The 24353-nt window shown below is 69.4% G+C and carries 20 protein-coding genes and 3 rRNA genes; 4 read left to right on the forward strand and 19 right to left on the reverse strand.

Annotated features, from left to right (window positions below):
• Positions 1–108: 108 nt before the first annotated feature.
• The 4 genes from OG992_RS08960 to OG992_RS08975 all read right to left on the reverse strand — a co-directional run bounded on the left by OG992_RS08960 (position 109) and on the right by OG992_RS08975 (position 2863).
• Complete coding sequence (locus OG992_RS08960) at positions 109–993, reverse strand: NAD kinase (protein WP_091407282.1); 885 nt, start codon at positions 991–993, stop codon at positions 109–111.
• Positions 994–1102: 109 nt separating this feature from the next.
• The gene (locus OG992_RS08965; RefSeq protein WP_238687127.1) at positions 1103–1963 is read right to left on the reverse strand and encodes a TlyA family RNA methyltransferase; all 861 of its coding nucleotides are present in this window, start codon (positions 1961–1963) and stop codon (positions 1103–1105) included.
• Positions 1964–2003: 40 nt separating this feature from the next.
• A complete protein-coding gene (locus tag OG992_RS08970; RefSeq protein WP_266302971.1) occupies positions 2004–2276 on the reverse strand; it encodes a hypothetical protein in 273 nt (90 codons plus the stop codon).
• Positions 2273–2863, reverse strand: a complete 591-nt coding sequence (locus OG992_RS08975; RefSeq protein WP_266302972.1) for a phasin family protein — start codon at positions 2861–2863, stop codon at positions 2273–2275. Before OG992_RS08975 ends, OG992_RS08970 begins: the two co-directional genes overlap by 4 nt.
• Before the next feature lie 111 nt (positions 2864–2974).
• Between OG992_RS08975 and OG992_RS08980 the strand changes: the two genes are divergently transcribed.
• Positions 2975–3313 (forward strand): SCP2 sterol-binding domain-containing protein, encoded by a 339-nt coding sequence (locus OG992_RS08980; RefSeq protein ID WP_088947517.1) that lies wholly within the window; start codon positions 2975–2977, stop codon positions 3311–3313.
• 12 nt (positions 3314–3325) lie between these two features.
• On the opposite strand, the gene OG992_RS08985 is transcribed toward OG992_RS08980, so the two are convergent.
• Both OG992_RS08985 and OG992_RS08990 read right to left on the reverse strand, forming a co-directional pair.
• Complete coding sequence (locus OG992_RS08985) at positions 3326–4357, reverse strand: HAD-IIA family hydrolase (protein ID WP_266302973.1); 1032 nt, start codon at positions 4355–4357, stop codon at positions 3326–3328.
• Entirely contained in the window at positions 4354–5391 is a 1038-nt protein-coding gene (locus tag OG992_RS08990) for a lipopolysaccharide assembly protein LapB (protein WP_266302974.1), read from the reverse strand. Before OG992_RS08990 ends, OG992_RS08985 begins: the two co-directional genes overlap by 4 nt.
• Here OG992_RS08990 and OG992_RS08995 point away from each other — a divergent pair.
• On the forward strand, positions 5380–7455 hold the full coding sequence (locus tag OG992_RS08995) for a hypothetical protein (protein WP_266302975.1): 2076 nt from the start codon (positions 5380–5382) through the stop codon (positions 7453–7455). The two genes, OG992_RS08990 and OG992_RS08995, sit on opposite strands and share 12 nt — an antisense overlap.
• A 90-nt stretch (positions 7456–7545) precedes the next feature.
• Here OG992_RS08995 and rrf read toward each other — a convergent pair.
• From rrf to tyrS, 4 genes are all read right to left on the reverse strand, one after another.
• Positions 7546–7662 (reverse strand): 5S ribosomal RNA (gene rrf, locus OG992_RS09000).
• Between the two features lie 85 nt (positions 7663–7747).
• Positions 7748–10856 (reverse strand): 23S ribosomal RNA (locus OG992_RS09005).
• 382 nt (positions 10857–11238) lie between these two features.
• Positions 11239–12753: ribosomal RNA gene (locus OG992_RS09010) — 16S ribosomal RNA — on the reverse strand.
• Together the 16S, 23S and 5S rRNA genes form the textbook arrangement of a ribosomal RNA operon.
• Before the next feature lie 642 nt (positions 12754–13395).
• Positions 13396–14688 (reverse strand): tyrosine--tRNA ligase, encoded by a 1293-nt coding sequence (gene tyrS, locus OG992_RS09015; RefSeq protein WP_266305180.1) that lies wholly within the window; start codon positions 14686–14688, stop codon positions 13396–13398.
• A 99-nt stretch (positions 14689–14787) separates the two neighbouring features.
• Between tyrS and OG992_RS09020 the strand changes: the two genes are divergently transcribed.
• A complete protein-coding gene (locus OG992_RS09020; RefSeq protein WP_238686742.1) occupies positions 14788–15177 on the forward strand; it encodes a PaaI family thioesterase in 390 nt (129 codons plus the stop codon).
• A gap of 22 nt (positions 15178–15199) precedes the next feature.
• Here the strand turns inward: OG992_RS09020 and OG992_RS09025 are convergent, their stop codons facing one another.
• The 5 genes from OG992_RS09025 to OG992_RS09045 form a co-directional block, all read right to left on the reverse strand.
• A complete protein-coding gene (locus tag OG992_RS09025; RefSeq protein WP_238686743.1) occupies positions 15200–16543 on the reverse strand; it encodes a hemolysin family protein in 1344 nt (447 codons plus the stop codon).
• 228 nt (positions 16544–16771) lie between these two features.
• On the reverse strand, positions 16772–17413 hold the full coding sequence (locus OG992_RS09030; protein WP_238686744.1) for a YgjV family protein: 642 nt from the start codon (positions 17411–17413) through the stop codon (positions 16772–16774).
• A gap of 9 nt (positions 17414–17422) precedes the next feature.
• Positions 17423–17923: a GNAT family N-acetyltransferase gene (locus tag OG992_RS09035; protein WP_238686745.1), complete on the reverse strand. Its 501-nt coding sequence runs from the start codon at positions 17921–17923 to the stop codon at positions 17423–17425.
• Between the two features lie 46 nt (positions 17924–17969).
• Positions 17970–19445 carry a serine hydrolase gene (locus OG992_RS09040; RefSeq protein ID WP_266302976.1) on the reverse strand — a complete coding sequence of 492 codons (1476 nt, stop codon included), beginning with the start codon at positions 19443–19445 and terminating at the stop codon, positions 17970–17972.
• 49 nt (positions 19446–19494) lie between these two features.
• On the reverse strand, positions 19495–19998 hold the full coding sequence (locus tag OG992_RS09045) for a helix-turn-helix transcriptional regulator (RefSeq protein ID WP_266302977.1): 504 nt from the start codon (positions 19996–19998) through the stop codon (positions 19495–19497).
• A gap of 127 nt (positions 19999–20125) precedes the next feature.
• Here OG992_RS09045 and OG992_RS09050 point away from each other — a divergent pair, with 127 nt between their 5' ends.
• The gene (locus OG992_RS09050; RefSeq protein WP_266302978.1) at positions 20126–20998 is read left to right on the forward strand and encodes a universal stress protein; all 873 of its coding nucleotides are present in this window, start codon (positions 20126–20128) and stop codon (positions 20996–20998) included.
• On the opposite strand, the gene OG992_RS09055 is transcribed toward OG992_RS09050, so the two are convergent.
• The 4 genes from OG992_RS09055 to OG992_RS09070 all read right to left on the reverse strand — a co-directional run bounded on the left by OG992_RS09055 (position 20991) and on the right by OG992_RS09070 (position 24292).
• Complete coding sequence (locus OG992_RS09055; RefSeq protein ID WP_238686749.1) at positions 20991–21629, reverse strand: FMN reductase; 639 nt, start codon at positions 21627–21629, stop codon at positions 20991–20993. The genes OG992_RS09050 and OG992_RS09055 overlap by 8 nt on opposite strands.
• Complete coding sequence (locus OG992_RS09060; protein ID WP_238686750.1) at positions 21626–22768, reverse strand: LLM class flavin-dependent oxidoreductase; 1143 nt, start codon at positions 22766–22768, stop codon at positions 21626–21628. The genes OG992_RS09055 and OG992_RS09060 overlap by 4 nt, the downstream gene beginning before the upstream one ends.
• A 160-nt stretch (positions 22769–22928) precedes the next feature.
• On the reverse strand, positions 22929–23204 hold the full coding sequence (locus OG992_RS09065) for a ubiquitin-like small modifier protein 1 (RefSeq protein WP_196922357.1): 276 nt from the start codon (positions 23202–23204) through the stop codon (positions 22929–22931).
• A gap of 2 nt (positions 23205–23206) precedes the next feature.
• Positions 23207–24292 (reverse strand): exo-alpha-sialidase, encoded by a 1086-nt coding sequence (locus tag OG992_RS09070; protein ID WP_238686751.1) that lies wholly within the window; start codon positions 24290–24292, stop codon positions 23207–23209.
• Between the last annotated feature and the right edge of the window lie 61 nt (positions 24293–24353).

A 24353-nucleotide genomic window follows, 5' to 3' on the forward strand; every position in this document is an offset into this window, starting at 1 on the left:
ATCGGAGTCTGCGTCGGAGCGTGTCACCAGGTCACTAGTCGCCCGCCGCCGCAGCGGCGACATGTCGTCAGGTGGACAACTGACATCCACCGACCGTGTGCGCCACGGTCACCGGCGGCTGCCACGCCAACCGTGCACGGGGAGGCCGAACTTGGCCACCAGCCGGTCGGTGAACGGACGGGGGCGCAGCCGCACGATGCGCACCGGCAGGGCCCCCCGACGCACCGTCACCCGCGCGCCGGGCGGCAGGTCGTAGACGCGCCGGCCGTCGCAGGAGAGCACCGCGAGCGTGGTGAACGGATCGACGGTGATCACGAAGGTGGACGTCGGGGCCGTGACCAACGGGCGACTGAACAACGCGTGCGCGCTGATCGGCACCAGCAGCAGCGCCTCCACCTCCGGCCAGACCACCGGGCCGCCACCGGAGAACGCGTACGCGGTGGAGCCGGTCGGGGTGGCACAGACGACACCGTCACAGCCGTAACGCGACAGCGGCCGGCCGTCCACGTCCACGAGCAGCTCGAGCATCTGGGCCCGCTCGCCCTTCTCGATGCTGATCTCGTTGAGCGCCCAGGACTCGATCGTCGGCCCACCGTCGAACTCGGCAGTGACGTCCAGGGTCAGCCGCTCGTCGACCGTGTAGTTACGGCCGACGACATCCCGGACGGCGGTGTCCAAGTCGTCGATCTCCGCCTCCGCCAGGAAGCCCACCTTGCCGAGGTTGATGCCGAGCAGCGGCGCCTTCGCAGGCCGAGCCAGCTCGGCGGCGCGCAGGAAGGTGCCGTCCCCACCGAGCGCGAAGACGATCTCGGCGCCCTCGGCGGCCTGCGGGCCGGCGACCGGCACCACGCCGGGCAGGTCGAGGTCGTCGGCCTCGTCGGCGACCACCCGTACCTCGAAACCGGCGTCGATCAGGTCGGCGGCGACCGACCGGGCGTGCTCCGTGCTGCGCCGACGACCGGTGTGGGTCACCAGCAGCGCGGTCCGGCTCATCGGGCCGCCCGCCCACGCCGGACCGGGCGGCGTCGCGCCACCGACGCCGACACCTCGGCACTGCCGCGTGTCACCGCGTGGCCCCTTGCGGCGCCCTCACTGCGCGCGTTCACCCTGCGACCTCCTCCGCCGCCACGTCCGGCACCGCGCCGGCCGTCGTCGAGCCATCCGGCCCGGCCGCCACCACGGCCCGCACCCGCTCCGGGTCGGCCGCCGGTGCGCCCCGGCGCAACCATACGAAGAACTCCACGTTGCCGCTCGGCCCGGGCAGCGGGCTGGCCGCCACGTCGGCCAGCCCGAGGCCGAGCCTCGCGGCAGCCGCGGCCACGTCCAGCACCGCTTCGGCGCGCAGCTCCGGATCGCGGACCACACCGCCGGCGCCGACCCGGTCCTTGCCGACCTCGAACTGCGGCTTGACCATCAACGCCAGGTCACCGTCGTCGCGGGTGCAGCCGGCCAACGCCGGCAGCACCAGCCGCAGCGAGATGAACGACAGGTCGGCCACCGTGAGGTCGACCTGGCCACCGATCGCGTCAGCATCGAGGGTACGGACATTCGTGCGCTCCAGGACGCGGACCCGCTCGTTCGTACGCAACGGCCACGCGAGCTGCCCGTAGCCGACGTCCACGGCCACCACCTCGGCCGCGTCGGCGCGCAGCAGCACGTCGGTGAACCCACCGGTCGACGCCCCCGCGTCCAGGCAACGCCGCCCGGCCACGTGCAGCCCACCGGGGGCGAACGCGGCCAGCGCGCCGGCCAACTTGTGCCCACCCCGGGAGACGTACTCCTCGGCCGGGTCCGCACCGGTCACCAGGAGCGGGTCGGCAGGGTCGACCATCGCGGCCGCCTTGCGGGCGACCACCCCCCGCAGTTGGACCCGGCCGGCCTCCACCAACGCGGCGGCCTGCTCACGGGAGCGGGCCAGACCGCGCCGGACGAGTTCGGCGTCCAGCCGGTTACGACGTGCCATGCGTGTGGTTCTCCGGTCTGCTCAGGCCTGGTCGTCCCGCTCAGGTCTGGTCGATGGTGGCGAGGGTTTCCCGCAGCGTCTCGTAGGCCGCCTCGTACTGGGCGATCTGGTCGGCGGGAGCGAGCGTCGCCGCGTTGGCGATGGCCCGCACGGCGGCGTCCACCGCCGGATGCCGTGTCTCGTCGTCCCCGAGATCCGGCGGCGGCGCGGGGCGGACACCCACCGGCGGACCGGGCCGGGCCGGGAAGGACCCGCCAGCCGGCGGACCGGGCCGGGCCGGGAACCCGCCGGGCGGCGGACCGGGCCGGGTCATTCGGCGTCGTCCGGCCGCTGCCTGCGAATCGCCGCCTTCTTGGCGGGCATCACAGCCGGCGTCGGGACGTCCTCGTCGGCCGTCGGGCTGATCGTCGCCGGCGGCTTCTTGGCGACAGCCTTCTTCGCCACGGCCTTCTTAGCGACGGCCTTCTTCGCCACCGGCGCGGAGACCGGGGCGCCGGCCGAGGCGCCGGACGGCACGAGACCGGTGCCGGGCTGCGCGGCGACGGTGGGGTCGGGTTGTGGCGTGGGGCCGGCGGTCGCCGCGTCGGCCGGCTCGGTGGACCGCGCCTCCCGCAGCTGCCGCTCCAGGTCGTGCACCCGCCGGGTCAGCTCGGCCACCTCGTCGGCGGTGGCCAGACCGACCGCGCCGAGGGCCCGGTCGACCTCGAAGCGGACCAGCTTGGTCAGCGCCTCCCGGTTGGCGGCGCCGGTGGTGACCAGTTCCTCGCCGAGGGCCTGGAGTTGGGCGGCGGTCGCGCCGCCGGAGCCGACGAGGCGACGTGCCACGTCCTGGGCCTTCTTCCGGGGCGCCTCCGCAAGGCCCATGGCCAGCTCGAGGTAGGCGCGCCACGCGTCCTGCATGCCTGAGTCCTTCCACGGGGCGGGGTGTGCAGGTGTCACGCTACCGGGCACCCCCGACCGACCCGTGCGGTACGGTGCCGAGGACGGCGTGGCGATCAGCGAGGGGGAGATGTGGCCAGCGTGGACGAGTGCCGGCAGGCGTTGCAGGAGCTGGCCGCCCGGTTGGATCGCAACGCCGAGACGGTACGCGAACGGATCGACCTGGACCGGACGCTGGCCTGCCGAATCACCGACCTGGACACCGCGTTCCACGGCCGGATCACCGGCGGCCGACTGGTCGAGCTGACCGACGGCGACGACCCCAAGGCCAAGATCGCGCTGAGCACGTCCAGCGACGACCTACTCGCCCTGGTCCGTGGCGACCTGGACGTCACCAGCGCGGTGACCTCCCGCCGGGTGTCGATCAAGGCCAATCCGTTCGACCTGCTCAAGCTGCGCAAGCTGCTCTGACGACCGCCCGGCTCACGCCGCCGAGGTCAAACCGAAACTCTCCACCGCGTGGGCCGCGTCCGGGCCCACCGGGCGGATCTTCGGCAGCGCCGGAACCGGCGCCGACCAGGCCACCGCGCAGAGCGCCGCGAGGGCGTCCAGCGGTCGACCGGCCCCGGCCAGCTCCAGCGTGCCGTCCCGGTCGGTCACGGACCAGCCGCCAGCGTCTGCCGGGCCCGGGACCCGCACGGCGGCAGCCGGGTCGAAGAGCCCCGCCAGGTCTCTCGCGACGTACGTGGGACGTCGCTGCGGCTCGGCGGCCAGCAGTTCCGGTACGCCGCTGACGCCGGTGAGCACGAGCAGGCTGTCCAGTCCGGCCCGGCGGGCGCCCTCGATGTCGGTGTCCAGCCGGTCACCCACCACCAGGCTGCGCCCGTCGCCGCTACGCTTGGCGGCGGTCTCGAACAGCGCGGGCTCCGGCTTGCCGACCACCACGTCGGGGTCCCGCTCCAGTGCCGTCCGCAGCACGGCGACCAGCGACCCGTTGCCGGGCAGCGGTCCCCGCCCACTGGGCAGGGTCCGATCGGTGTTGGTGGCGATCCAGATCGCACCCGCACGTACGGCTACCGACGCTTCGGCCAGCTCGGCCCAGCCGACCTGCGGGCCGTACCCCTGCACGACCGCCGCCGGCTTCTCATCGGCCTGGGTGACCGGGTTCAGCCCGACCGCGCGCAGCTCCGCGCGCAGCGCCTCCGCGCCGACCACCAGCACCGACGCGCCGGCGGGCAGCCGGTCGCGCAACACCTCGGCCGAGGCGGCGGCGGAGGTGAGGACCTCCTCCGGTCGGGCCGGCACGCCCATACCGGTCAGCAGGTCCGCGACCTCGCTGGACCGGCGGGACGCGTTGTTGGTGGCGTACGCCACCGCCCGTCCCTCGGCGTGCAGCCGGGCCACTGCGTCGACGGCGCCGGGGATCGGCCGGTCGATCAGGTAGATCACGCCGTCCAGGTCGAAGACGACCAGGGTGTACCCGTCGACCAGCCGCTCCCCCACGCCCGCGCTCACCGCTGCGTCGACCCCGACTCGTCATCCCGGGCCGGGACGGTCCCGTCGGCGTTCGCCGCGTCGCCGTTCGCCGCGTCCCCGTCCGTCACGCCGCTGTCGCCAGTGGTGGCAGCGTCGGCGTTGCTGGTTCCGGTGGGGTGACGGTCCTCGTCCTCGTCGTCGAAGCCTTCGTCGTCAGCGGGAGGGCCGACAGCGTCGTCCTCCTCGTCGTCGTCGAAGTCCTCATCGTCGTCGTCGTCGTCATCGTCGTCGTCGTCGTCATCGTCGTCGTCGTCGTCGTCATCGTCGTCGTCGTCGTCATCGTCGTCATCGTCGTCGTCATCGTCATCGTCGTCGTCGTCGTCGTCGTCGTCGTCGTTCGTGTCGGTGGCCAGGTCAGCGTCGGGTCGGGCCGGCACCGCGCCGGGAGCGCCCGGGCCAGCGGCGATCTCCTCGGCGGCCTCGTCCTCCTCGTCACCCTCGATGACGACACCGTCGAGTTCGAGCAGCCGCTCGGCGGCGTCGGTCTCGCCCTCGGTGTCCACGTCGGCAGCGCGGGAGAACCATTCGCGGGCCTCCTCGCGCCGACCGACAGCGAGCAGCGCGTCGGCGTACGCGTACCGCAGCCGGGCCGTCCACGGCACGGTGGCCTCGTTGGTGAGGTCCGGGACCTGGAGCATCGCGACCGCCGCGTCCTTCTGCCCGAGGTCACCCCGCGCGCCAGCGGCGACGATCAGCAGTTCGATCGCCACGGCCTGGTCCAGCTTCTCCCGGTCCGCGCCACGGAACAGGTCAATGGCCCGCTCCGGCCGGCCGAGAGCCCGCTCGCAGTCCGCGAGCACGGCCAGGTGGCTCTGCAATCCGCTCATCCGGTGGTACGTGCGCAGCTCGGCGATTGCCGACTGCCACTCCCCCGCGCGGTACGCGGCCAGGCCGACCGCCTCACGGACAGCGGAGATGCGCGACGCGAGCCGCCGGGCGGCAAGCGCGTGCGCCAACGCCTCGGCCGGGTCCTCGTCGATCAGCTGCCCAGTGGCGACCAGGTGCCGGGCCACCGTCTCGGCGACCGGCTTGTTCAGCGAGAGCAGCTCAGCGCGGACGTCCTTGTCGAGGTCGGTCGCGACAATGTCGTCCGGCAGCGCCGGGGCCGAGCTACGCCCGCCCTCGGACGACTCGGAGCCACCCGCGCGGTCATCGCGACGGAACTCCCCCTCGCGACGCGGCCGCTCGTCGGACCGGAAACCCCCGGTACGCTCTCCGCCCCGGTAGCCGCCCTCGCGGTCACCGCCACGGAAACCACCCTCACGCGGAGCGCCCGAGCGCGAACCGTCCCGATCGCCACCCCGGAAGCCACCCTCACGGGGAGCGCTGGAACGCGAACCGTCCCGATCGCCGCCCCGGAAGCCGCCCTCACGGGGAGCGCTGGAACGCGAACCGTCCCGGTCGCCACCCCGGAAGCCACCCTCACGGGGAGCGCTGGAACGCGAACCGTCCCGGTCGCCACCCCGGAAGCCACCCTCACGGGGAGCGCTGGAACGCGAGCCGTCCCGATCGCCACCCCGGAAGCCACCCTCACGCGGCGGGCCGGAGCGAGTGCGGTCACCACCCTGGTAACCGCCCTCGCGGCGATCACCACCACGGAAACCACCGTCGCGGTCACCACCGCGGAAGCCACCCTCACGGGGGGCGCTGGAACGCGAGCCGTCGCGGTCGCCGCCCCGGAAACCACCCTCGCGGGGAGCGCTGGAACGCGAGCTGTCCCGGTCGCCGCCCCGGAAGCCACCTTCGCGGCGATCGCCGCCACGGAAACCACCGTCGCGGTCACCACCACGGAAGCCACCCTCACGCGGCGGGCCGGAGCGAGTGCGGTCACCACCCTGGTAACCGCCTTCGCGACGGTCACCACCACGGAAACCACCGTCGCGGTCACCACCGCGGAAACCGCCCTCACGGGGAGCGCTGGAACGCGAACCGTCCCGGTCGCCGCCCCGGAAACCGCCTTCGCGGCGATCGCCGCCACGGAAGCCACCGTCGCGGTCACCACCGCGGAAACCGCCCTCACGAGGCGCGCTGGAACGCGAGCCGTCCCGGTCGCCGCCACGGAAGCCACCCTCACGGTCGCCACCGCGGAAACCGCCTTCGCGGCGATCGCCGCCACGGAAACCACCGTCGCGGTCACCACCACGGAAGCCACCCTCACGGGGGGCGCTGGAACGCGAACCGTCCCGGTCGCCGCCCCGGAAGCCACCCTCGCGGGGAGCGCTGGAACGCGAGCCGTCCCGGTCGCCGCCACGGTAGCCACCCTCGCGGGGTGCGCTGGAACGCGAGCTGTCCCGGTCGCCGCCCCGGAAGCCACCTTCGCGGCGATCGCCGCCACGGAAACCACCGTCGCGGTCACCACCACGGAAGCCACCCTCACGCGGCGGGCCGGAGCGAGTGCGGTCACCACCCTGGTAACCGCCCTCACGACGGTCACCACCACGGAAACCACCCTCACGGGGAGCGCTGGAACGCGAACCGTCCCGATCGCCACCCCGGTAGCCACCCTCACGGGGCGCGCTGGAACGCGAACCGTCGCGGTCGCCGCCACGGAAACCACCCTCACGCGGTGCGCTGGAACGCGAACCGTCCCGGTCGCCGCCACGGAAGCCACCGTCGCGGTCGCCGCCCCGGTAGCCACCTTCGCGCGGTGCGCTGGAACGCGAACCGTCCCGGTCGCCGCCACGGTAGCCACCCTCGCGGGGAGCGCCGGACCGGAAACCGCCCTCACGCGGGGCACCCGAGCGGGACCCATCGCGGTCGCCGCCACGGTAGCCGCCTTCGCGCGGAGCGCTGGATCGCGAACCGTCGCGGTCGCCGCCACGGAAACCGCCCTCGCGGCGGTCGCCGCCGCGGTAGCCGCCCTCACGGGGGGCGCTGGAGCGCGAGCTGTCCCGGTCACCACCACGGGAGCCAGAGTCGCGGCCGCCGGCGTATCCGCCTCGGGCGCCGCCGCTGTCGCGGTCTCCCCGGTACGGGGGCCGGCCTTTGTCATCGCGGCGCGGGCCGCGGTCGTTTCCGCCCGCACCGTCAGTACGGTCTTCGTAACGACGGGGACGGTCTCCGCCCTGCGGTCCTGAACTCACAGGTACATCCTTCCTGATTGCGCCACCAATGGCGCTACGCAGTCGAGGGCCGACCCGGATGGGGCGGCCCTCGACTGGAAGATTGTCCGGCGGCGTCCTACTCTCCCACACCCTCACGAGTGCAGTACCATCGGCGCTGGAGGGCTTAGCTTCCGGGTTCGGAATGTAACCGGGCGTTTCCCCTCCGCCATGACCGCCGTAACTCTATGAACATATCAAACAACCCCGGCACACACTCACGGGTGTTCGCTTGTTCAGAGTTGCACAGTGGACGCGTAGCAGCTTAGTAGTCAAGTCCTCGGCCTATTAGTACCGGTCAACTGAACCCGTTACCGGGCTTACATTTCCGGCCTATCAACCCAGTCGTCTAGCTGGGGGCCTTACCCCACAAAGTGGGTGGGATACCTCATCTTGAAGCAGGCTTCCCGCTTAGATGCTTTCAGCGGTTATCCCTTCCGAACGTAGCTAACCAGCCGTGCCCTTGGCAGGACAACTGGCACACCAGAGGTTCGTCCGTCCCGGTCCTCTCGTACTAGGGACAGCCCTTCTCAAGTATCCTACGCGCACGGCGGATAGGGACCGAACTGTCTCACGACGTTCTAAACCCAGCTCGCGTACCGCTTTAATGGGCGAACAGCCCAACCCTTGGGACCTGCTACAGCCCCAGGATGCGACGAGCCGACATCGAGGTGCCAAACCATCCCGTCGATATGGACTCTTGGGGAAGATCAGCCTGTTATCCCCGGGGTACCTTTTATCCGTTGAGCGACACCGCTTCCACTCGCAAGTGCCGGATCACTAGTCCCGACTTTCGTCCCTGCTCGACCTGTCAGTCTCACAGTCAAGCTCCCTTGTGTACTTGCACTCAACACCTGATTGCCAACCAGGCTGAGGGAACCTTTGGGCGCCTCCGTTACCTTTTAGGAGGCAACCGCCCCAGTTAAACTACCCACCAGACACTGTCCCTGAACCGGATAACGGTCCGAAGTTAGATACCCAAATCAACCAGAGTGGTATTTCAAGATTGCCTCCACCCATACTGGCGTATGGACTTCACCGGCTCCCACCTATCCTACACAAGCTAATTCGAGTACCAATGTCAAGCTATAGTAAAGGTCCCGGGGTCTTTCCGTCCTGCCGCGCGTAACGAGCATCTTTACTCGTACTGCAATTTCGCCGGGCCTGTGGTTGAGACAGTGGGGAAGTCGTTACGCCATTCGTGCAGGTCGGAACTTACCCGACAAGGAATTTCGCTACCTTAGGATGGTTATAGTTACCACCGCCGTTTACTGGCGCTTAAGTTCTCCGCTTCGCCCCGAAGAGCTAACAGGTCCCCTTAACGTTCCAGCACCGGGCAGGCGTCAGTCCATATACATCGAATTACTTCTTCGCATGGACCTGTGTTTTTAGTAAACAGTCGCTTCCCCCTGCTCTCTGCGGCCATACAACGCTCCACCCGCGCGGGGCTTCACGTCTCCGGCCCCCCTTCTCCCTAAGTTACGGGGGCAATTTGCCGAGTTCCTTAACCACAGTTCGCCCGATCGCCTCGGTATTCTCTACCTGACCACCTGTGTCGGTTTGGGGTACGGGCCGCTAAGAACTCGCTAGAGGCTTTTCTCGGCAGCATAGGATCACTGACTTCACCTGAATCGGCTCGGCATCACGTCTCAGCCTTCATGTGTTGCGGATTTGCCTACAACACGGCCTACACGCTTACCCCGGCACAACCACCGGCCGGGCTCAGCTACCTTCCTGCGTCACCCCATCGCTTGACTACTACCCATCAGGTTCCCACGCTCCCTCAGCTCAGTCCGAAGACCTCACCAAGTTCGGGTGGTTAGCACAACGAGGTTCATCAGGGACGCTCTTTCGCGGGTACGGGAATATCAACCCGTTGTCCATCGACTACGCCTCTCGGCCTCGCCTTAGGTCCCGACTCACCCAGGGCGGATTAGCCTGGCCCTGGAACCCTTGGTCATCCGGCGGAAGGGTTTCTCACCCTTCTTTCGCTACTCATGCCTGCATTCTCACTCGTGCCGCGTCCACAACTGGGTCACCCCGCTGCTTCACTCGCGGCACGACGCTCCCCTACCCATCCACACACCTGCACAAGGAATCAAGTCCAAGCGAGGATAAAATGTGAATGCCACAGCTTCGGCGGTGTGCTTGAGCCCCGCTACATTGTCGGCGCGGAACCACTTGACCAGTGAGCTATTACGCACTCTTTAAAGGGTGGCTGCTTCTAAGCCAACCTCCTGGTTGTCTATGCGACCCCACATCCTTTTCCACTTAGCACACGCTTAGGGGCCTTAGCTGGTGATCTGGGCTGTTTCCCTCTCGACTACGAAGCTTATCCCCCGCAGTCTCACTGCCGCGCTCTCACTTACCGGCATTCGGAGTTTGGCTGATTTCGGTAAGCTTGTGGGCCCCCTAGACCATCCAGTGCTCTACCTCCGGCAAGAAACACGCGACGCTGCACCTAAATGCATTTCGGGGAGAACCAGCTATCACGGAGTTTGATTGGCCTTTCACCCCTAACCACAGGTCATCCCCCAATTTTTCAACATTGGTGGGTTCGGCCCTCCACGCGGTCTTACCCGCGCTTCAGCCTGCCCATGGCTAGATCACTCCGCTTCGGGTCTAGGACACGCGACTGAATCGCCCTATTCAGACTCGCTTTCGCTACGGCTCCCCCACACGGGTTAACCTCGCCACATGCCACTAACTCGCAGGCTCATTCTTCAAAAGGCACGCCGTCACCCCGCAAGGCTCCGACGGATTGTAGGCGAACGGTTTCAGGTACTATTTCACTCCCCTCCCGGGGTACTTTTCACCATTCCCTCACGGTACTTGTCCGCTATCGGTCACCAGGAAGTATTTAGGCTTACCAGGTGGTCCTGGCAGATTCACGGCAGATTTCAGGGGTCCGCCGCTACTCGGGAACACCCACAGAAGGTCAGCAACTTTCACCTACCGGACTCTCACCGTCTACGGTCAGCCATTCCAGACTGTTCGACTAGCCACTGACTTTGTAACTTCTCGAACAAGTGTCAGCTTGTTCAGCAGGGTCCCACAACCCCGACCACGCAACCCCTGACAGGTATCACACGCAGCCGGTTTAGCCTCGATCCGCTTTCGCTCGCCACTACTCACGGAATCACTAAATTGTTTTCTCTTCCTACGGGTACTGAGATGTTTCACTTCCCCGCGTTCCCTCCACACACCCTATGTGTTCAGGTGTGGGTGACACCACATGACTGGTGCCAGGTTTCCCCATTCGGACACCCTGGGATCACAGCTTGGTTGACAGCTCCCCCAGGCCTATCGCGGCCTCCCACGTCCTTCATCGGCTCCTGGTGCCAAGGCATTCACCGTTCGCCCTTGACAACTTGACCACAAAGATGCTCGCGTCCACTGTGCAATTCTCAACAAACGACCAACCCACAACCCGATCCGCCCCACACCAAACCCAGCCCCTCTCAGGACCAACGGTATGTGGGGCCAGGCCATGCCTGGCAGACTTCCAGCCCCCACACAGGAGGCCGGCGCGTCTCTGAAACAACAACCAATGGTTGTTCCTTCAGGACCCAACAGGGTGCTCACATTCTCCCCCAGCCGCACCAGAAGCCACCGTTCCCACCACCGAAGTAGCTGTACTAGGCGCCGCCGGCCGTTGCCAGGGCAAAACTTGCCAGTGTCTCCGCCATCTGAGCACCCCGACCCAACATTCGTGGGCCGCGGGCTCCTTGCACCCTTTCAGGTGAAGGTGCTCCTTAGAAAGGAGGTGATCCAGCCGCACCTTCCGGTACGGCTACCTTGTTACGACTTCGTCCCAATCGCCAGCCCCACCTTCGACGGCTCCCTCCACAAGGGTTGGGCCACCGGCTTCGGGTGTTGCCGACTTTCGTGACGTGACGGGCGGTGTGTACAAGGCCCGGGAACGTATTCACCGCAGCGTTGCTGATCTGCGATTACTAGCGACTCCGACTTCACGGGGTCGAGTTGCAGACCCCGATCCGAACTGAGACCGGCTTTTTGGGATTCGCTCCACCTCGCGGTATCGCAGCCCATTGTACCGGCCATTGTAGCATGCGTGAAGCCCTGGACATAAGGGGCATGATGACTTGACGTCATCCCCACCTTCCTCCGAGTTGACCCCGGCAGTCTTCGATGAGTCCCCGCCATAACGCGCTGGCAACATCGAACGAGGGTTGCGCTCGTTGCGGGACTTAACCCAACATCTCACGACACGAGCTGACGACAGCCATGCACCACCTGTGACCGCCCCCGAAGGACCTCACATCTCTGTGAGTTTTGCGGCCATGTCAAACCCAGGTAAGGTTCTTCGCGTTGCATCGAATTAATCCGCATGCTCCGCCGCTTGTGCGGGCCCCCGTCAATTCCTTTGAGTTTTAGCCTTGCGGCCGTACTCCCCAGGCGGGGCGCTTAATGCGTTAGCTGCGGCACAGGGAACCGGAGAGGCCCCCCACACCTAGCGCCCAACGTTTACAGCGTGGACTACCAGGGTATCTAATCCTGTTCGCTCCCCACGCTTTCGCTCCTCAGCGTCAGTATCGGCCCAGAGACCCGCCTTCGCCACCGGTGTTCCTCCTGATATCTGCGCATTTCACCGCTACACCAGGAATTCCAGTCTCCCCTACCGAACTCTAGCCTGCCCGTATCGACCGCAGGCTTGGGGTTGAGCCCCAAGTTTTCACGGTCGACGCGACAAGCCGCCTACGAGCTCTTTACGCCCAATAAATCCGGACAACGCTCGCACCCTACGTCTTACCGCGGCTGCTGGCACGTAGTTGGCCGGTGCTTCTTCTGCAGGTACCGTCACTCTCGCTTCGTCCCTGCTGAAAGAGGTTTACAACCCGAAGGCCGTCATCCCTCACGCGGCGTCGCTGCATCAGGCTTCCGCCCATTGTGCAATATTCCCCACTGCTGCCTCCCGTAGGAGTCTGGGCCGTGTCTCAGTCCCAGTGTGGCCGGTCGCCCTCTCAGGCCGGCTACCCGTCGTCGCCTTGGTAGGCCATCACCCCACCAACAAGCTGATAGGCCGCGAGCCCATCCCAAGCCGAAAAACTTTCCACCACCAGCCATGCGGCCAGAAGTAATATTCGGTATTAGCCCCCGTTTCCGAGGGTTATCCCAAAGCTTGGGGCAGGTTGCTCACGTGTTACTCACCCGTTCGCCGCTCGAGTACCCCGAAGGGCCTTTCCGCTCGACTTGCATGTGTTAAGCACGCCGCCAGCGTTCGTCCTGAGCCAGGATCAAACTCTCCAACAAAAAATTAGTTGAACAGCATCCTGACAACAAACAAATGTTGCCAAAGGAATCCCAACCAGCCAGCAAAAACTGACCAGTCCGGGGTATAAATCATAATTGGCACTGGCTTTACAAGCACCCTGTTGAGTTCTCAAAGAACAACCACACACCGACCAGAAGCCCCACCACGTGGAACCCCAACCGGGGTATTTCCCGCTCTCACACCCGGCGCTTTCAGCGCCAGGCACTTTTACTACGTTACCCGCTCGTTTCCGCCGTGTCAAACCGATATTTCGCGGTTCGTCATGCTTCAACCCGATAACGCGGGCACCATGTCGCAACCGGCTTGCGCCGCTCTCGTCATGGATTCGGCAGGCCGGCCGTCGCGATTTCTCGCGACCCGCCCGGTGCCCTGCCGGTTCGTAACCATACCCGGTCGGTTTCGCGGCGCCAAATCCGCCTCGCGGCGTTTCTGGCGGCACCTCCCGGTTGGGGCTCCGGTGGGCGTGCCCACCCGACCCCCAGGCCGTTGGCCGGCGCTCCGGCCGCTTCAGACTTTCGCCTGTTTCGTCCGTTCCGCGCTGGCAGAGAGAAAGTTACGCGTCCGGCGGGATGATCGTCAAATCCGCCGGACGCGTCCCCCGTCACATCGTCGACAGGTGGCTATTCACCCAGCTCAACGCCCGCGAACGAACGCTTCCCCCGGCGCAGCACCAGGTATCGCCCGTGCAGCAGGTCGGCCGGAGACACCGTGGCGTCCACAGCGGTCACCCGGTTGTTGTTGACGTAGGCCCCGCCTTCGGCGATCACCCGCCGGGCCTCCTTGAGGCCACTCACCAGACCGGAGTCCCGCAGCAGACCCGCCACATCCGGCAATTCGCCGGTGAGGCGTACGAGACCCGCCTCGGTCAGGGCCGCGCGCAGAGTCTCTGGTGCCAGCTCGTCCAACGATCCGCGGCCGAAGAGCGCCTGACTGGCGGCGATCGCCTGTCGGGTCTCGTCGGCGCCGTGCACCAGGGTGGTCAGTTCCTCGGCGAGCGCCCGCTGCGCCAGGCGCGCCGCCGGTCGTTCGGCGGTGGCCTTGGCCAGCTCTTCCAGCTCGTCGCGGGTGCGGAAGCTGAAGTACCGCAGGTAGCGGTCGACCTCCTGGTCCTCGACGTTGAGCCAGAACTGGTAGAAGGCGTACGGGCTGGTCATCGTGGGGTCGAGCCAGACGGCACCGCCCTCGGTCTTGCCGAACTTCGTGCCGTCGGACTTGGTGACGAGCGGCGTGGTGAACGCCTGCACCGGCCCGGCGCCCCGTCGGCGGACGTAGTCGACGCCGGCGGTGATGTTGCCCCACTGATCGGAGCCGCCGAACTGGAGCTGACAGCCGTGCCGGCGGTGCAGCTCGAAGAAGTCGTTGGCCTGCAAGAGCTGGTAGCTGAACTCGGTGAAGCTGATGCCGGTCTCCAGGCGGGCGCGCACCACCTCCCGCGCGAGCATCTTGTTCACCGGGAAGTGCTTGCCCACGTCGCGCAGGAACTCGACGATCGACATCTCGCCGGTCCACTCCAGGTTGTTGACCAGCTGCGCCGCGTTGTCGCCGGAGTACGACACGAACGGCGCCAGCTGGTCACGGATGCGCTCGACCCATCCGGCGATCACGTCGGGCGGGTTGAGGGTCCGCTCGGCGCTCTCCTTCGGGTCACCGATCTGCCCGGTCGCCCCGCCGACCAGCAGCAACGGGCGGTGGCCGGCGAGTTGCAGCCGGCGGGCCATGGTGACCTGCATGAGCGAGCCGACGTGCAGGCTCGCCGCGGTGGGGTCGAAGCCCACGTAGTACGTGGCGGACTTCCCACCGTCGAGCAGCTCGCGCAGCTCGTCGAGGCCGGTCGAGTCCTGTATGAGGCCACGCCAGAGCAGGTCGTCGGTCAGGGAGTCCCGCCCGGGCGGCGGAGAGTTGCTGTCGGTCACGGTCACCGATTCTCCCCCATCGCCGGCACCAACCCGTACCGGGTTTGTCGCAACCCGCCCCGGCTAGGCTTGCGCCCGTTGATCGAGGAGGGCTTTTCCATGGAGATTCCGGATCTGACGGGCGGTTTCGTCGCCCTGCTCGGCCTCAAGTTCGAGGAGGCCAGCGCCGACCGGGTGGTCATCAGCTGGCGGGTCCGCCCGGAGCTGCACCAGCCGTCCGGCATCCAGCACGGCGGGGTGTACTGCTCGGTCGTGGAGACCGCGGCCAGCGTGGGTGGCTCCCTCTGGCTGGCCGACCGGGGCACCGTGGTCGGGGTGTCGAACCAGACCGATTTCCTGCGGGCCGTCCGGGACGGCGAGCTGACCGCTGTCGGCACGCCGGTGCACCGGGGCCGCAGCCAGCAGCTCTGGCAGGTGGAGATCACCGACGCCGACGAGCGGCTGGTCGCCCGTGGTCAGGTCCGGCTGCAGAACCTCACGCCCGCCTGAGCGGCGGCATTCGCCAGACCGGTCAGCTGCGGGCCTCGTCCAGCATCGGCTCCGCGGCCTGGTCGGTGTCGGTGTCGCCGTCGCCGTCGGCTTCATCGGGTACGCGACTGAGCCGTACCTCGGTGATCGCCCGGTGGTCGATGCCGGCCACCACCAGCACCCAACCGTCGAGCGTGACGTCCTCCCCGGCGACGGTCGGGATGTGCCCGAGTCGGGTCAGCACCAGCCCGGCGACTGTGGTGTAGTCACCGGCCGGACGCGACGGCAGCTCGACGCCGATGTCCGGCAGGTCGTGCACCGGGAAGGTGCCGGGCAGCAGCAGCGCACCGTCGGGGTCGCGCCGCACCGAGCGCACATCCCGGTCGGTCTCGTCGTAGATCTCGCCGACGATCTCCTCGAGGATGTCCTCCAGCGTCACGATGCCGTCGACGGCGCCGCGCTCGTCCACGACGAGCGCGATGTGCTGACGCTCGGCCTTGAACTGGCGCAGCGCGTCCACGACCGGTAGCGAGTCGGGCAGCAGCATCGGCGGTCGGGCGATCTCGTCCACCGGGCGGTCGTCGGGCACTCCCACCAGGTCGCGCAGGTGGATCACTCCGGCCGTGTCGTCGAGACCGCCGTGGCGCACGACCGGAGCCCGGGAGTGCCCGGTGGCGGCCAGCACGAGCCGCGCGGCCTCCGCGGTGGTCCCGCTGTCGAGCGTGAAGACCTGCAACCGGGGTACGAGGACAGCCCGCAACCGCCGGTCGGCGATCTCCACCGCTCCCGCGATGATGGTGCGCTGTTCCTTGGTGAAGCCGTGGTTGCCGGCGACGATGTCGCGCAGCTCGTCCGGGCCGATCTCCTCCGGCTGGTGTTTGGGGTTGAGCCCGACCAGGCGGACCACGATGTCGCTGGTGGCGCCGAGCGCCCAGACGGCCGGCCGGGTGAGGCTGGCGAGCAGGTCGAGCGGACGGGCCACCAGCAGCGCCCACCGCTCGGCGGACTGCATGGCGATCCGCTTGGGCGCCAGCTCACCGAAGACCAGGGTGACGAAGGTCAGCGCGAGGGTGACCGCCACGATCGCCACCGTCTCGGCGCCGCCGCCGAACATGCCGAGCAGCGGCACCAGGGGTTTGGCCAGCGAGACCGCCGCGGCGGCGGAGGCCAGGAAGCCGGCGAGGGTGATGCCGATCTGGATGGTGGCCAGGAAGCGGTTCGGGTCCTTGGCGAGCCGGGCCAGCACCCGCCCGGCCCGACTGGTGCGCTCCAGCCGCTGGATCTGGCTGTCTCGCAGCGACACCAACGCCATCTCGCTGCCCGCGAAGAGCGCGTTGATCACGACCAGGACTCCGACCAGGGCCAGTTGGCTCCCGTAGCTCTGCACGCCCGGTTCGCTCCCTCGTGGTGGTGGCACCGGCCGCTACGCGCGGCACCCGCCGGTCGGCGAGCCCGCCCGGCGTAGGCGTGTCTTTGCCCCGTCCGGTGCCGGCCGAATCCTGCCCCGGCGAGGCTACGCCGAATCGGACGAGGTGAGGCTACGCCGGGTGGGGCGACGGTGACGCAACGCCGGCCGGGGCGTCGGTGACGCAACGCCGGCTGGAGCGACGGTGAGTTAGGCCGACTGGGGCGTCGGTGACGCCGGTAGGTCGAGGACGTACGAGTCACCCTCTGGGCGGAAGCCGAGCCGGTGGTAGTACGGGGCCACCATCCGGGGCGGGCTGACCACCCGGTGGAAGCCCCTTTCGGTGAACAGGTGGCTGCGCCGGTAGACGAACTCGCCCGGGGTGAAGTCGCGGAACTTCGGGGTCACGTAGTCCAGGTCGATCTGGGCGACGCCGGGCGCCTCGGCGTGCGACAGGACCACGCCGACCACCTCGTCGGCCGTGACCACGAGGAACGCCGAGCGCCCCGACGCGTCCGGGTCCCAGTGGAAGCCGGGGTTGAACCGGGCGATGTCGGCGGCGTGCACCCGCAGCGTGTGCGCGAGGAACTGGTCGCCGACGCCGACCTCCACCACCTGGTAGGTCTTCTCGTCGTGCCGGGTGGCGAGCATGCCGCGCAGGTACCAGATGTTGATCACCGCGAGCACGACGTTGAGCCCGACGCCGGGCCAGACCTCGATCGCGGCGTTGTAGCCGATCAGCACGAAGCAGCCGATGAGGTTGAGCGCCCGCAACCGCAGGATGCGCGACTGCAGCAGCGACCAGACCAGCACCGCGGAGCCGGCCCAGCCGACGAGATCCAACCAGTTCACGCCGCGAGACTAGTGCCCGCCCAGGTCAGGGCCGTCGGCGGGCAGCTCCAGCAGCCACTCCTCGACGTCTTCGCCGCGGCCGTTGGCGTACCCCGAGTCTTCGCCGACCACCACGAAGCCGCACTTGCGGAGCACCGCGAGGGAGGCGGTGTTGTCCTTGGCGGCGCGGGCGTGCACCGGCCTGGGCAGCTCGCGCAGCAGGGCGGCCAGGGCCGCCGTGGCGTGGCCCCGACCCCAGCGCGCCCTGTCGATCCAGTAGCTGACCTCGGTCTGCCCCTCGGCCGGCCAGGCGCTCACGTAGCCGACCACCTCGCCGTCGACCTCGGCGGTGCGGACCAGGTTCGCCGGGTTGGTGAGCACCCGGGCCCAGTGTGCGGCGAACTCCCGCCGGTCGGTCGGGTCCTTGGGGCCGAAAGCTGCCATCCGGTTGGCCTCCGGGTCCTGCTGGTGCAGGAAGAACTCGACGAGGTCGTCCTCACGGACCGGACGCAGCAGCAGATCGGAGGTCATCGGCCGAGGGTACGCAACGGCTGTGACGCGAGGCGGCGGCGCGGAGTCAGCCGGCGACGGCTACGACCGCCAGCACGGCGGCGCCCACGGAGCTCGCCACCGACAGCAGTCGACGCCACGGCACCCGCGCGTCGACCACCGGCAGGGCGCGCCACCGGGTCGCCGCCAGGGCCACCCCCGCCGCCGACAGGCCGGCGCCGAGCGGCCACAGCCAGGCCGGCACCATCGACCAGTCCCCCATCCGGTGCCCCAGCCCGAGATAGGCGAACGCCCAGACCGCCGCCGCCAGCAGCGTCACCTGGTCCAGTTGGCGACGGCGGGCGGTGCCGAGCAGGGAGAGGCCGCCGAGGAAGGTGAGGACAACCGCGAGGCCGGCGCCGATCCACGGCAGCACCATCGACGTCGCCGAGTCGGCCTCCTTCGGCGGCACCCCGAGCAGCCGCAGCCCGATCGGCTCGACGCCCTTGTCGGTGTTGCCGAGCACCACCACCGCCCGGCCGGTTGCCCGCTCGAGGCCGACGTAGGACCGGAACCCGCCGGTGGCGCCGTTGTGCCAGACCACCTCGCGATCGCCGTGCCGGGTGGTGAACCAGCCGTACCCGATGTGGGTGTCGTCGTCCTCGCGGAAGCGCGCGGTGGCGGCGTCGGCACCTGGTGCGGTGCCGGCGAGGGTCGCGGCGAGCAGCCGGCCGAGGTCCTCGGCCGTGGACCAGGGGCCGGCGCCGGCCGGCGCGTAACCGGCTCCTGCCCACGGATCGAGCGGTCGGCCACCCGCCCGGCTGCCCTGGGCGCGATCGGCCGGCAGGTCGTCGTCGCGGGTGGCGACGACGGTGGCCGTCATGCCGAGCGGCCGTAGCAGCCGGTCGTGCAGCAGCTCGGGGTACGCGACGCCGGCCTTCGCGGCGAGCGCGTGGCCGAGCACCGACGGCCCGAGGTTGGAGTAGTGGACCTCGCCGCGCTCGTCGTCGTCGGTGCGGACCCGGTCGGTGGCGCTGTGGATGGCGTCGACGCCCTGCCCGGCGTAGGGGTTTCCGCCGGAGACGTTGGACCAGAGGATGCGCGCCCACCCCAGCGGGGAGCCGGGTGCGAGCCGGGGCAGGCCGGCGCGGTGGCTGGCGAGTTCGGCGAGTGTGACGTCGCGGGCGGGGCCGGTGACCTCGGGCCAGGTGGCGCCGAGGCGGTCGTCGGGGCCGACGACACCGGCGGCGACCTGGTCGGCGAGGAGCATGCCGGTGAGCGCCTTGGTGACCGAGCCGATCTCGAACGGGGTGCCGGGTTCCACGGGTCGAGCGTCGAGGTCTCGGTCACCCAGTCCGGCGGTGCGGATCCGGCCGTTCTCGACCAGGGCGACGGCGAGCCCGCGGTGCCCCGAAGGGTCGGGCGTGGCCGAGCGGGCGGCAGCGGCCAGGTCGTGATCGCCGGTGGTCTGGGGGCCGAGTCGGGGCACCCGGGGCATCAACGCCACTCCGACCAGGCCGGCGATCAGCGCGACGAGGAGGACGGTGACGGTCGTCCGGCGCATTGTGGTTCCTTCGTGTGGTGATCGGATGGGTGGCCGAGCCCGCGTCTGGTCAGCGGCCGGCGGCGGTGAGGATGGCCAGCAGCGGCACCACGCGTTCGGCGGGGACCTCGTACCGGCCTCGGCCGGCGCTGCGCAGCCAACCGGCGGCGGTGATCTGGCGCAGGTGGTGGTGCAGTTGGCCGGTGGTGCCCAACTCCTCGATCTCGGCCAGCTCGCTGGTGCTCTGCCGGCCGCCGAGGATCTCGCGCAGTAGCCGCAGCCGCACCGGGTGGGCCAACGCGGAGAGGGTGCCGGGCAGCTCCTCCCAGTCGGCGGCGAGCAGGTCGTCGACGGTGCGGCCGTACTGCCAGTCGTAGTGCTTGCCGGCGAGGCGGACGGTGCCGGTGTAGAGCACCGCACCCGACCCGTCGGATGGCAGGCGCTGTTTGAGGCCGTCGAGCGCCCAGAAGGTGCCCTCGGGCGCGGGTGGTGGTGGCGGCGCGGCGGCGAGCCGTTCGCTCAACGCGGCAACCTGTGCCTCCAGCGCGGCGAGTCGATCTTCCACGGTGTTCATGCGACGATACTACGAACATACGTAGTTACGTGCAAGTGCGAATCGACCCACCGCCGAGACCGGCGCGTCCGGCCCTTCCGGCACGCCCGACGGGTCGACAATGACCTGACCGACCCAGGGAGCGCCGATGAACCGACCTGTCGTGGTGGGCGTGGACGGCTCGCCGTCCAGCCTTGTCGCCGCCGAACACGCGGCGCGGGCCGCCGTGCTCCGGTCCCGACCGCTGCTCCTGGTGCACGGCTACCTGCATCCGTCCGGTTACGGCGTGCCGCTCAACCCGTACGACCTCGGGGTGCCGGCGCCCTCCGAGGAGGCGCAGCAGATGTTGGAGCGCACGGCGGCCGAGCTGACCGGCCGGTGGCCGGGCCTCGCCGTCGAGGTGCGTCAGGTCCTCGGGGGCCCGGGAGCCACCATGATCGAGGAGTCCCGCCGGGCGGAACTGGTCGTGGTGGGCAGCCGTGGCCTGGGCGGGTTCACCGGGCTGCTGCTCGGCTCGGTCGGCGCGCAGGTCGCCGCGCACGCCCACTGCCCCGTGCTGGTGGTCCGCCCGGACGAGCAGCCGATCCCGGTGGACGGCCCGGTGCTGGTCGGCGTGGACGGGTCCGAGTCGTCAAGGCTCGCCGTGGGCGTGGGCGCCGACGAGGCGGCGCTGCGGGACGTGCCGCTGGTGCTGGCGCACGTCGGCCCTCCGGACGGGGACCGGACCGTGCCGGAGGAGATCGAGGAGTCGCAGGCCGCGTACCAGGCGGAGGCGGTGCGGCTCCTGGCCGACGCCTCCGCCGTGGTGCGCGCCGAACACCCTGACCTGGTGGTGCGGGAGCATCCGGTGCGGGCGGCCGGCGCGGCCCAGGGGCTCATCGAGACCAGCGGCACGGCGTCGCTGCTGGTCGTGGGCACCCGGGGCCGGGCCGGGTTCACCGGGCTGCTGCTCGGGTCGGTCAGTCAGGCGGCGATCCAGCACGCGCACTGCCCGGTGCTGGTCGCCCACCCGGTCAGCTGACCGGCGCGCCGCCGTCGCCTCGCCCGAGCATCTGCAGGAAGTCGGTGGTGAGGGCGAACGGGTCGGCCGGCCCGGTGGCCGGTGGCCGGCGCTCGATCTGGTCGGCCAACTCCCCGGCGGCGCGCCGGATCCGCGCGCGCAACGCGCCATCGGCGGTGCCGTCGGACCAGTCCTCCGGGGCGGCGAAGACCGCGGTCGGGACGACCACCGACCGAAGGTAGGCGAACATCGGGCGGACGGCGTGCTCCAGAGCCAGCGAATGCCGGGCGGTGCCGCCGGTCGCGCCGATCAGCACCGGCCGGTCGACCAGCGACTCGGAATCCAGCACGTCGAAGAAGGACTTGAACAGCCCGTTGTACGAGGCGCTGAAGATCGGGGTGACGGCGATGAGCCCGTCCGCCCCGGTCACCGTGTCGATGACCTCGCGCAGCGCCGCCGGCGCGAACCCGGTGAGCATGTTGTTCACCACGTCGTGGGCGTACTCGCGCAGGTCGACGACGTGCAGCTCCACGTCGGAGCCGCGCCGGACCAACTCGTCGCGGGTGGCCGCGGCAAGCTGGTCGGCGAGCAGCCGGGTCGACGAGGGCTGACTCAGCCCCGCCGAGACCACGGCCAGGGTGCGGCGGGTCATCGGGTCGCCCCCTCCGGCGCCTTGCCCGTCACGTCGTCGACGGCGTGCACGGTGCTGTCCTTCGCACCGCCCGCGGCGGCGACCAGCGAGGCGTGCGTCGGCGCCGCCGGCACGTGCGCCGGACGCAGCGCCGCGAACTCCTTGCGCAGCACCGGCACGACCTCCTCGCCGAGCAGGTCGAGCTGCTCCAGGACGGTCTTCAGCGGCAGGCCGGCGTGGTCCATCAGGAACAGCTGCCGCTGGTAGTCACCGACGTAATCCCGGAAGCCGAGCGTGCGGTCGATGACCTGCTGCGGGCTACCCACTGTCAGCGGGGTCTCCCGAGTGAACTCCTCCAGCGACGGCCCGTGCCCGTAGACCGGGGCGTTGTCGAAGTAGGGCCGGAACTCCCGAACCGCGTCCTGCGAGTTGCGCCGCATGAACACCTGCCCACCGAGGCCGACGATGGCCTGGTCGGCGGAGCCGTGGCCGTAGTGCGCGTACCGCTGGCGGTAGAGCGCGATCATCCGCTGGGTGTGCTCCTTGGGCCAGAAGATGTGGTTGGCGAAGAAGCCGTCACCGTAGTACGCGGCCTGCTCGGCGATCTCCGGGCTGCGGATCGAGCCGTGCCAGACGAACGGGGGCACCCCGTCCAGCGGGCGCGGCGTCGAGGTGAACGACTGCAACGGGGTGCGGTACTTGCCCTTCCAGTCGACCACGTCCTCGCGCCACAGCCGGTGCAGCAGGTCGTAGTTCTCGACGGCCAGGGGGATGCCGGCGCGGATGTCCTTGCCGAACCACGGGTAGACCGGGCCGGTGTTGCCGCGACCCATCATCAGGTCCACCCGGCCGTCGGAGAGGTGCTGGAGCATCGCGTAGTCCTCGGCGATCTTCACCGGGTCGTTGGTGGTGATCAGCGTGGTCGCGGTGGACAGCAGCAGCCGCTCGGTACGCGCCGCGATGTAGCCGAGCATGGTGGTCGGTGACGACGGCACGAACGGCGGGTTGTGGTGCTCGCCGGTGGCGAAGACGTCCAGGCCGACCTCCTCGGCCTTCAACGCGATCGCGACCATCGCCTTGATCCGCTCATGCTCGGTCGGCTCCCGCCCGGTGGTCGGATCGACGGTGACGTCACCGACGGTGAAGATTCCGAACTGCATGACCAGCTCCTCGCGTGTCAACCGGGTGCCGTCGTGGTACCCGGACGCAGCTCTCAACTTATTTGACGACGCAACTATTCCGGCGGCGGGACGCCTCGCAGTGGCGCCGGTCATCCCCGCAACCGGACAGCGGGTCGGGAACCCCTCGGTGTCGGCCCGGTCAGCCGCCCGCCACCGAGGGCAGCACCTGCACCTCCGCGCCGTCCTCGACCGGGGTGGCCAGACCGCCGGAGTGCCGGCAGTCTTCCCCGTCGACGAAGACGTTGACGTAGCGGCGCAGCTCGCCGCGCTCGTCGCGGATGCGCCGAGCCAGCCGGGGGTGCGCGACGGCCATCTCGTCGAGGACCGCCCGCAGCGTCCCGGCGGCGGTGACGTTCAGCCGACTCGCGCCCCCGGCCTCGCCGCGCAGCGGGCCGGGCAGCAGCACGGTCACCACGCTCAGACCTCCGCTGCCCGAACGCAGAGCACGTCGGGCAGGTGCGCCGCGACAGTCGACCAGGAGTCGCCCTCGTCGCGGCTGGCGAAGACCGAGCCGGAGCGGGTGCCGAAGTAGACCCCACCGGGGGTGGAGTCGTCGGCGCACATCGCGTCGCGCAGCACCGCCGGATAGAACGGCCCCTCGGGCAGCCCCACCGACAGCGGCTCCCACTTGCCGCCGGCGTCGACCGAGCGGAACACCCGACAACGGTGGTCGGTCGGGAACCGCTCGCCGTCGGCCACCAACGGGAAGGTCCACACCGTGCCGCCACGCCCGGGGTGGGCCACCATCGGGAAGCCGAAGTCGCTGGGCAGCCCGTCGGCGATCGAGGACCAGGTGCGGCCGTCGTCGTCGGAGCGGTAGACGCCGTGGTGGTTCTGCGCGTACAGCCGCTCGGGGTTGCCGGCGTCCCGGGCGACCTTGTGCACGCACTGACCGAACTCAGGCCACTCGTCGGGCATGAAGTAGGCGCGGATGCCGGTGTTGCCCGGCGCCCAACTCGCCCCGGCGTCCTCCGAGCGGTAGACCCCGCCGGTGGACATCGCGACCAGCAGCCGAGCCGGGTCACGCGGGTGGGGCAGCACCGTGTGCACGGCCTGACCACCGAAGCCGGCCTCCCACTGTGGGCGGTGCGGGTGATCCCAGAGGGAACGGACCAACTCGAAGCTGCGACCACCGTCGGTGGACCTGAACAACGCCGAGGGCTCGGTGCCGGCCCAGACGACGTCCGGCTCGTCGGGGCCGGCCGGCACCAACTGCCAGACCCGGCCGAGGGAGACGCCGGTGTCGGCCGGAAACGCGACCGGCGCCTCGTCGGGCTCGTCCCAGGAAGCGCCGAGGTCGTCGCTGGTGGCGACGCTGGGGCCGAAGTGTGAGCTGCTCATGCCGGCGAGCAGCCGCGGGGTGGAACGACGGGTGTCGACAGCGACCGCGTAGACACCGGTCATCGGAAAGTGCGGACCGGTGATCTCCCAACTGCGCCGGTCGTCGGTGCTGGTGGCAAGGAACAATCCCTTCGCTGTGCCGATCGCGAGCAGTGTCGCCATGGCGTCCTCCGAACCGTCGGTGAGCAGGTCCGGTGATTATGGCCACACCCTCCGACAGGCT

Source organism: Micromonospora sp. NBC_00362 (assembly GCF_026342155.1).
Taxonomy (GTDB): Bacteria; Actinomycetota; Actinomycetes; order Mycobacteriales; family Micromonosporaceae; genus Micromonospora; species Micromonospora hortensis.